We start from the raw sequence: 1,687 nt of genomic DNA, 5'->3' as shown, positions 1-1,687 counted from the left end.
TGAACTGCTCCCTGTCAAGTAGACAGTGGAAATAATAAAAATGCTTTAAGCGGCTTGAGCTCTGTATTCCAGGGGACTCAAGCCGTTTAATGTTTCTTGATAACGTTCGTTATTATAGAACGTGATGTACGTATCTATGGCGTGTTTTAACGCTTCAAACGACTCAAATTTATGTAAATAATACTTTTCTACTTTTAGTGTTCCCCAAAACGCTTCAATGGGTCCGTTATCAATGCAACGCCCCACTCTCGACATACTATGCGTCAGTTTTGCTTTGTCCACGATACGTTTGAATTCTTTCGATGTATATTGATAGCCACGATCACTATGTAAAAGAGGAAATTCATCCTTTGATAATTGACGAATAGCGGGTCTGATTGTCTTAAAAACCAGGTCATTATTATTTGAATGGCCTAATACATAGCTCACAATAGACTTATCATACAGGTCAATAATCGCACTTAAATAGGCCTTCTTTCCATTACCATACTTGAACTCCGTTACGTCTGTACACCATTTCTGATTTGACTTTTCGGCTGTGAATTCGCGTGATAATACGTTTTCAGCCACGTAATCCGGTTTCACTTTTCGGTACTTTTTCGGGCGACGTCGAATGACTGCCTGTAAACCACAAATTTGCATCAGGCGGTAAATACGCTTCTTATTCACTTTTTTTAATCCTTCTTTTTCGCGCTGGCGGTTAATCGTCATCGTGATCCGACGGTAGCCATAAATGCCATCCACTTCTGTATATAAATGTTGGATAGATGCCACTAGTTGTGCGTTTTCTTGTTCTTGCACTGTTGGTTGCCGATTGAGCCACTTATAATAGGCGGCACGTGAAACCTTCGCCAATTCGCAGAGTAGCACAATGGAGAAGTTTTCCTTTCCTGCTAATTCTTGAATCGCTAAATAACGGCTTTGCGTACGAATTCTACTTAACGACGCCTCCTTTCGATTTCCTCTAACTTTTTTAGGAATAAGTTTTCTGCACGTAATCGTTCATTTTCACGCTCCATCTGTTGAATTTTTAAGCGTAATTCATCTTCTGGTGTACACTCTTCTGCTGGTTTTGTACGACCACGGCGATCTTGAAGGGCTTCTTCGCCATCCTGTTCCAATTTTCGTACCCATTGATACACTTGTTGGTAAGACACCTCATATTGAGCCGCTGTTTCTTGATAATTCTTCCCGTTCGCTAGGCAAGTTTTTGCGATTTCAATTCGTTCTTCTACGGTCGTTTTTCTTCCTTTAGTCATAGTTTGGCTCATTCCTTTACCTGAATCTTTTAATTCACTATGACTAGTATACTTGCGAATCCAACGAGATAAAACTGAACGACTACTAATCTGGTATTTTAAAATGATTGCTCCTTTTGAGAGTCCATGATTTAAATAATCTAGAACGGCTGCTTCCTTTAATTCCTTTGAATAAGACTTACAAGAATTCGCTTCTTTTAACCCTTCTATACCATATGTTTCATATTTCATTTGCCACTGGTAAAGCGTATCCATAGATACCTGGTAGATTTCACTGATTTCAACCCATGTATGGAACCCTTCTTTTAACAGTTGAACGGCTGTAAGTTTTTGTTCAATCGTATGCTTACTTCGCCCCATAAAAAATACCCCCCAATAGATAAACAGATTTTGTTTTTTCATCTGTCTACCTATTGGGGAGCATATCA

1 protein-coding gene is annotated in these 1,687 nt (G+C 39.2%); it reads right to left on the bottom strand.

From position 1 onward, the window contains the following. Positions 1-45 precede the first annotated feature (45 nt). Positions 46-1,619, bottom strand: a protein-coding gene (locus EK386_RS19770; RefSeq protein WP_126660860.1) for an IS3 family transposase whose coding sequence is annotated in 2 segments (ribosomal slippage) — positions 46-977 and positions 977-1,619 — 1,575 coding nt in all. Because the reading frame shifts where the segments join, the coding sequence is not laid out codon by codon here. Positions 1,620-1,687 lie beyond the last annotated feature (68 nt).

This window comes from Lysinibacillus antri (genome assembly GCF_003977595.1).
Taxonomy (GTDB): domain Bacteria; phylum Bacillota; class Bacilli; order Bacillales_A; family Planococcaceae; genus Ureibacillus; species Ureibacillus antri.
This window is presented reverse-complemented; position numbering and strand designations above follow the sequence as displayed.